General features: G+C 45.3%; 3 protein-coding genes, 6 tRNA genes and 1 rRNA gene. 1 reads left to right on the forward strand and 9 read right to left on the reverse strand.

Annotation, left to right across the window (positions count from 1 at the left end; all coding sequences use genetic code 11):
• Positions 1 to 67 precede the first annotated feature (67 nt).
• Positions 68 to 2,224, reverse strand: a complete 2,157-nt coding sequence (locus tag IEX62_RS23285) for a DNA topoisomerase III (RefSeq protein WP_188778799.1) — start codon at positions 2,222 to 2,224, stop codon at positions 68 to 70.
• An 893-nt stretch (positions 2,225 to 3,117) separates the two neighbouring features.
• Positions 3,118 to 4,302: a GNAT family N-acetyltransferase gene (locus IEX62_RS23290; RefSeq protein ID WP_188778801.1), complete on the reverse strand. Its 1,185-nt coding sequence runs from the start codon at positions 4,300 to 4,302 to the stop codon at positions 3,118 to 3,120.
• Between the two features lie 972 nt (positions 4,303 to 5,274).
• Here IEX62_RS23290 and IEX62_RS23295 point away from each other — a divergent pair.
• On the forward strand, positions 5,275 to 6,270 hold the full coding sequence (locus tag IEX62_RS23295; protein ID WP_188778803.1) for a ketoacyl-ACP synthase III: 996 nt from the start codon (positions 5,275 to 5,277) through the stop codon (positions 6,268 to 6,270).
• A 693-nt stretch (positions 6,271 to 6,963) separates the two neighbouring features.
• Here IEX62_RS23295 and IEX62_RS23300 read toward each other — a convergent pair.
• The 7 genes from IEX62_RS23300 to rrf all read right to left on the reverse strand — a co-directional run bounded on the left by IEX62_RS23300 (position 6,964) and on the right by rrf (position 7,727).
• Positions 6,964 to 7,038 (reverse strand) — tRNA-Gly (locus IEX62_RS23300).
• A 6-nt stretch (positions 7,039 to 7,044) separates the two neighbouring features.
• Positions 7,045 to 7,131 (reverse strand) — tRNA-Leu (locus tag IEX62_RS23305).
• A 42-nt stretch (positions 7,132 to 7,173) separates the two neighbouring features.
• Positions 7,174 to 7,249 (reverse strand) — tRNA-Lys (locus IEX62_RS23310).
• 16 nt (positions 7,250 to 7,265) lie between these two features.
• Positions 7,266 to 7,340 (reverse strand) — tRNA-Gln (locus tag IEX62_RS23315).
• A gap of 23 nt (positions 7,341 to 7,363) precedes the next feature.
• Positions 7,364 to 7,436 (reverse strand) — tRNA-His (locus tag IEX62_RS23320).
• Positions 7,437 to 7,471: 35 nt separating this feature from the next.
• A tRNA-Thr gene (locus IEX62_RS23325) sits at positions 7,472 to 7,547 on the reverse strand.
• Positions 7,548 to 7,610: 63 nt separating this feature from the next.
• Positions 7,611 to 7,727: ribosomal RNA gene (gene rrf, locus IEX62_RS23330) — 5S ribosomal RNA — on the reverse strand.
• Positions 7,728 to 7,842: the final 115 nt, after the last annotated feature.

Below are 7,842 nucleotides of genomic sequence, written 5' to 3' on the forward strand. Positions count from 1 at the left end.
GGCCATGGGCTGTTTTTTATTTAATTCCAGTAGGTGTCGCACTTCATATTACAATCCGTCCTGTATATTATGCTTCATCCGACTTGTTTTGCAGTGCCGCTTTGAGCAGATCTCCCAGATTGGAGCCAAATTCCTCCTTCTGTTCAAACTGCTTCACCAGCTTTTGCTGCTCCCGTTTCTTCACCGGACGCGCTCCATCCTTGTTCAATACCTCGGTAATCCCGCAGCTGAGACATTGTACATACTTGCCTGCCTTGCCATCCTTTATCTCCATCTTTTTATGGCATTGGGGACAACGACGATTAGCCAGCTGTTTTTCTGCGGAACGCCGATATCCACAGTCCTCTGACGGACAGATCAGGAACTTGCCACGCTTGGACTTTTTCTCCAGCATACGTGCGCCACAATCTGGACAATGACTATGCGACAGATTATGCGGCTTATACTCCACTTCGCTCGCTTTTACACCACTTACCAGCGAAGCAGCCATTTCGCGAATCCCTTGTAAAAATGGCTCCGGTTTCCCTTGACCTCGTGCAATTCGCTCCAGCTCAGCCTCCCAGCGTGCGGTCAGCTCCGGTGTGCGCAGCTGAGGCGATACTAGCTCGATCAGCTGGGTTCCTTTTCCGGTAGGATGAAGCGAATTACCCTTGCGCTCAATCGTATCGGAGGATACGAGCTTTTCAATAATATCTGCACGTGTTGCCGGTGTACCCAGTCCATGCTTTTCCATCCGTGATAGCAGCGCTGCCTCCGTATAACGCTTCGGTGGTAGCGTACGTCCATTGCGTACCAGTGTACGCTGAATCATATGGGATTCGCCCTGCTTTAGCTCCGGCAAGGACTGAACCGCATCAACTCGCTCTGTATGATCCGATGACGATTCTTGTTCCTCGTCCTCATCATCCTGCCACTGCTCTCCGTAGACAATCTTCCAGCCCTGCTCCTTCACAGTAACGCCTTTTGCATGGAATATCTCACCCGCCGCCTCAATCGTCACCTGGACGATATCATAACGCGCAGCTGGATAAAATAAACTAATAAAGCGCCGTGCAATCAGATCGTATAGCTTACGCTCATCCGCCGTCAGACGATTTAAAAGTACCGTTTCCTCAGTCGGAATAATCGCATGGTGATCACTCACCTTACTGTCATCAACAATACGACGTGTAACATTCAATGCACCACGCAACAAAGGGCGCGCAAGCGGTGCATACGGACCAACCGCTACACTCGTCAGACGCTCCTTCAGCGTATCCGTCATATCCGAGGACAAATAACGCGAATCCGTACGTGGATACGTGACAAGCTTATGCTGCTCATATAACTTTTGCAGTACATTCGATGTATGCTTGGCTGAAAAGCCATACCGACGATTCGCATCACGCTGTAGCTCGGTCAGATCATACGCCAGTGGATGCGGCTCCTGACGCTCGCTCCTTTTCAGCTCGCGAATGGAAGCCTGCTTTCCTTCTAGCTTCTGTTGAAGCTGCTGCACCTGTGGGGCTTCGAACAGTCTGCCGTCTCCTTGCTTGCCACGCCACTGTGCCTGGAATGCCCCCAGATCAATCTGCAATGTATGATAATCCTGCGAACGGAAGCTACGAATTTCCTGCTCACGCTGCATAATCATCCCCAGTGTTGGCGTCTGCACACGTCCTGCGGATAGCTGTGCATCGAATTTACATGTCAGCGCACGTGTGACATTAAGACCAATCATCCAATCCGCCTCAGCCCGGCAACGTGCCGACTCATACAAACGATCAAATTCCTTTCCCGGCCGTAGCTTACTAAAGCCTTCACGAATCGCACGATCCGTCTGCGATGATATCCATAAGCGCTGAAATGACTTTTTCCAGCCAGCCATATGTATAATCCAGCGGGCCAGCAATTCCCCTTCACGCGCGGCATCCGTAGCCACGATAAGCGCGCCCACATCACTGCGCTTCATGAGATGCTGGACTGTTTTGTATTGATGCGCACTTTCACGTAGCACCTTCAACCGCATCCGATCCGGCAAAATCGGCAAATCGTCCAAATTCCATTTCTGATACTGCTTATCATAATCCTCCGGCTCAGCCAGACCAACCAGATGTCCCAGCGCCCATGTCACAATATAAGCCGGCCCTTCCAAATAGCCCTTATGCTGCTGATGACTGCCCATCACCCGCGCAATCTCCTTCGCCACCGAAGGCTTTTCTGCTAGTACAAGCGTTTTACTCATGTTGTTTTCCCTTTCCTAGTGCTTGATTGTTGATTCCTTGTGTTGGTTCTTGGTGTTTGTTGTTGATTCTTGGTTCTTAATGCTTAGTTTGCTCTTCTTACCTATTTCTATTTCTCATTTCATATCTAGTACATTCCAATTTGAATTTAAAGCTCCACCTATTCAAACTATATACACACAGGATAGATTCATCCGCAATTCAGCTTCACTTACTCTTATTCTTTGAGCAACCAATCATCCAGTCAAAGTGCCCATCGATGCACAAATTTTTCTATTCGCATGGATCGCCTACTCTCTACCGCATACCGCATACCGCATACCGCATACCGCATACCGCATACCGCATACCACATACCACATACCACATACCACATACCACATACCACATACCACATACCACATACCACATACCACATACCACATACCACATACCACATACCACATACCACATACCACATACCGTCGCAAAATGTACCACAACCGCTAGCTAAACATCAAATATAAATGTACCATAATTCCCCCTACTATGCAGACGATTCCGTAACATCCTCCCTATCTCTCTGAGCCTAAATCCCCCTTCCCCTATACATATCCATTACTCAGATTATCTCCTTCATATACTAAAGTCCACTCGACATCTCTACTAACTCCTCTCTAAACCTCTGCAATCCAAAAAGGCCTTTTCACCACGACAACACATCGCCTACCATCAATAATCAGCGCCACAAAGTCACCTCTTATTCATGAACAAGCCCATGTATCCTGGCAAAAAGACCTTTTATATCAACGATAAAGCCTATTTCATCTACTCCTCTACACCGAATATCTACATACCAGATATCCAGAATATTCAGACTAGATCATATCAGACTGAAATAACCTCAATCTCTATCTTAGAAAAAGTCCATCAAATGCGTGCCGCGATTCGGAATCAGCTTCTCCAGCAATTGGATCGCCTGCTCATCAGCCTGCAACTGCTCCCAGCGAGCCAGCTCAGTCGGACGCTTGTAGCCCATCAGCATCGCTGTCCATACACGAATATCTGCCTTCACCTGCACATCATATGCAGCTGGCTCGGCATCTCCAGCAGCTACCTGCTCCACAGTCGCCTTTCCATCCGTATCCCATACCATTCGCCACACGCCTTCATTCCAATCGGCTACACGATCACTCACTTCAATCGTCAGCTCGCCAGCGATTTCTTTTTCAAAAGCATACTGCTCCAAAAGTGCTTTCATATCTACAATCCGTGCCATAAAATAAGGTACGCGCTGCTGCTCAATCCGCGGGTCCTGCAACAGGTACGGAAGCCCATCATCCAGCGGTGCTCTCAGCTTCACATGCTGTACCATCGAATCATGATTGGAAATGTACGTCCATAATCCGCGGCGTGCCTCTTGCGTCGTATACGCAATCTCGCTAATATTCATTTCTTTATTTAAAACGGTATACAGGATATAGCCCTGAGCCTGTCCATCTGCCGCGTAATACACAGCTGTACGCGTATCATCCGAACGAAGTATAGCATGTTGCCACCACTCTGTATCACGAACGAGCGTACCATTGTACTGGCTTGCATACTGGCTGTAGAGTGAGTGCAATAGCTCGATATCACGCACACCACGCTTGATATGACCATCCGTTTGCACCTTCGCTGGTAATAACCCGGTTGGAATCGTATATTGCATATACTCTGCATATAGCTCCCAGCCATATTTACGATAAAACGGGAAATAAAATGGATGTAAAAAGGATACAGATTGTCCCTGCTCCTTCATCAGCTGCAAAGCGTGGCGAAGCAGCTGGTCGACGAGCCCCTGACGACGATTTTCTGGCCATGTGGCTACACCAGCAATCCCGCCCATGTCGATGCTTTGTTGCTGTATGTACGTTTGGAATGGATATAGCTTCAACTGAGCTTGAAGTACGCCATTCTCAAAAGCTCCCCATACACGCTCCGGTCTAAAAAACTGCCGTGATCGCTCTGCTTCTTCCTCATTTAGCTTATATTGAAAAGCATACATCGATAACTCCAGATGCTGTTCAAATTCATCTTGCTTCAACTGTCTGATTTCCATTCCATTCTCCTCCATTCCATAAATAGCCTGTCCCTACCTTAGCTTATTATCACACCCCAACATCATAACAGACTTTTCTCACGCCACCAACAGAAACGAGGCCTCACGCTACGATTGATTTCCTATTAAATTTATATTGATTTCATGTTGTATATACGCTACGTTGTTACATGTCATTTTGCTAATCTATGTCACGCCGGATGATATTTGATTTCCTACTGTAGGTACACAATGTACTTTATAGGTAATATGACTTTACTTCATCCAACTTTATTTTAATCCAACACTTAATTCCATGTGTTCGTTGGATACCTACAATCCGATAATGTACAAACAAACTGTATTTATGTAGGCCTTAGATATATACAAACAATTATATAAAGACAAATAACTATATATAGATAAATATATAGACAAACACCACCCCTGTATAAAACACCAACCTCCATATCCTTTGAATGAACACCATGGTTTGCTCTAACTCCAATAGTCTTTTGCATTTTCTTTTGTATTTACTTTGATATAACTATTTGCTAAAATTAGAACTAGGTACTAATACTAGATACTATTTAAATTTCTTAGCTCGCCTCTATCTATCTATCTATCTATCTATCTATCTATCTATCTATCTATCTATCTATCTATCTATCTATCTATCGTTCTTTCGTTCTTTCGTTCTTTCGTTCTTTCTATTGCGTTATACGTACCACCTCAACTAAAAGCAACACCTTATAATCTTTCTGCTACATGGATCGCCTTTTATCGCTAAACCCGAAGCCAACAATTTTTATATATTTAATGTCACATGTTAAAAATAGTTAAATTCCTACTTACAATCATTTAATTTTAAATTAGTGCTTCCATCTAACCTATCTGTACACGTATCATAAAATGAAGGTACTTTCGCTCTATCGCTATACAAGTAAGCTGCAATAACAGACTGTATAACTACAAAATGAGGTGACCCGGATGATTTCATCAAAAGCTCGTATTACGGCTCTTGGCACTTACGTACCAGAAAAACGACTGACCAATGCGGATTTGGAGCAATTGGTCGATACCTCTGATGAATGGATTGTCCAGCGCACCGGTATGCGAGAGCGTAGAGTCGCTGCTCCAGACCAATTTAGTTCTTCTCTTGGGATCGAGGCTGTACAGTATATGCTCAGTCACCATCCTGTTAGCATCGATGATGTCGAATTGATTATCGTAGCAACGACAACCGCTGATTATGTATTTCCAAGTGTAGCCGCGCAGATTCAAGCTCATTTCGGTATTGCAAAAGCAGGTGTATTTGATCTGAATGCCACATGTGCTGGTTTTGTGTATGCCCTACATATGGCAAATAGCCTCGTCACATCCGGTATGCATCGTAAAATTCTCGTCATTGCCAGCGAGACTATGACCAAGACGCTGGATTATACCGACCGCAGCACCTGTATTTTGTTTGGTGATGGTGCTGGGGCTGCCCTTGTGGAATATGATGCGGATCAGCCAAGCTTTATCGATGTGATTATGGATAGCGATGGTAATGGGGGACAGCATGTATACCGTAGTAATCTCTCTGCGCAGATTAACGGTACACCAATGGAAGGAAACGGGAACATTTATCAAAATGGCCGTGAAGTCTATAAATGGGCAGTGCGTACCGTTCCTCAAGGGCTACGTCAGCTACTGGAACGAAACCAGCTCGTAACCGACCAGGTGGACTGGTTTGTTCCGCACAGCGCAAACCTGAAAATGATCGATTCAATCTGTGAAAAATCAGGCATTCCCTTCACCCGTACATTAACGAGTGCAGAATGGTTCGGCAATACATCCTCTGCCTCTATCCCGCTCGCACTCCAGCAGGGAGTAAAAGACGGCAAAGTAAAAGCAGGAAATACCTTACTCCTATATGGCTTCGGTGCAGGACTCACCCAGATGGGTATGCTCCTTCATTGGAATCCTAAAACGAACGAATCCTAATAAGGATATATTAAAACTCAAACATACATTAAAATTCAAACCTTAGCCGACAAGTCTTAAACGAACACTTCCAAAACAATCACATTTTAAATAACTATCTCTTAAATAAATAAGCTTATATGACCAGAACCAAGAACTATCAGGTATTCGCCCTATTCTCAAGCTCTCGTTTCTATTTTCGATCACTCATCCCTATTTTAAGCTCTCAGATAAAGACTGTTCATTAAATTCTTTTGGAAAATGAATACTACTGTATAAAGCACTAATGCATGCAGAACCAATGCATAAAGTACTACTGTATCAAGCTATTTACCTGTAATCTAATCATCCACTATAATCGTACAATAAACCATTAACCTATACAGAAAGAGGCTGCTCTCAACGTCATATCTGACGTGAGAACAGCCTCTTTTCATTAAGCGGGTGATGGGATTCGAACCCAAGCTCCAGTTACATAACCATAGGTCATGTAAAATAGAAGTTCTACCATAGAACGACACTCGCGGATCAGGAAGTCAAGGTTTAAAGCAATGTGAATTCAGGGCAATAATGCAATTCATACAACATTATCTATTCCACCCACAAGCAACAATCCAAGCCTTAAACCCAAAACAAAAGCGCCTTCGATCGGGAATATAGGAAGTATTAAACCGTTCCTTTTATGCCCATTCTGGCACCTACTAAGAATCTATATGGAGCGGACGACGGGAATCGAACCCGCGACCCTCGCCTTGGCAAGGCGATGCTCTACCGCTGAGCCACGTCCGCATAATATGGTGCGGTCGAGAGGACTCGAACCTCCACGGGGGTAAGCCCACACGGACCTGAACCGTGCGCGTCTGCCAATTCCGCCACGACCGCATATTACAACGTAAAACTATTCACACATTTGTAGAAAACAAATGGTGAGCCATGAAGGACTCGAACCTTCGACACCCTGATTAAAAGTCAGGTGCTCTACCAACTGAGCTAATGGCTCATATATAAAATGAAAATGGCAGGGGGTATAGGATTTGAACCTATGCGTGACGGAGTCAAAGTCCGTTGCCTTACCGCTTGGCTAACCCCCTACAATAGTAGAAAGAAAATAAAGGGCGATCGACGGGAATTGAACCCGCGAATGTCGGAGTCACAGTCCGATGCGTTAACCCCTTCGCCACGACCGCCACAATAACCATCTTTTATTCTCTTTAAAAGAAAATGGTGCCGGCGAGAGGATTTGAACCCCCGACCTACTGATTACAAGTCAGTTGCTCTACCAACTGAGCTACACCGGCATAAAGTAAGGCTTCCAAGTATTTCATTGAAAACCTTAAGGTACAACATAGTCTTGCTTGTTCGCTTGGCGACGTCCTACTCTCCCAGGACCCTGCGGTCCAAGTACCATTGGCGCTGGAGGGCTTAACGGTCGTGTTCGGGATGGGTACGTGTGGAACCCCTCCGCCATCATCACCAAACGTTGTTGCACAGGTTAATCACCTGAAAACTGAACCCGAAACGAATCATCGCGTGTTTAGAAGTTAGGATAAGCCCTCGACCGATTAGTATTGGTCAGCTCCATGCATTGCTGCA

Source organism: Paenibacillus hunanensis (assembly GCF_014645615.1).
In the GTDB taxonomy this organism is placed as follows: Bacteria; Bacillota; Bacilli; order Paenibacillales; family Paenibacillaceae; genus Saccharibacillus; species Saccharibacillus hunanensis.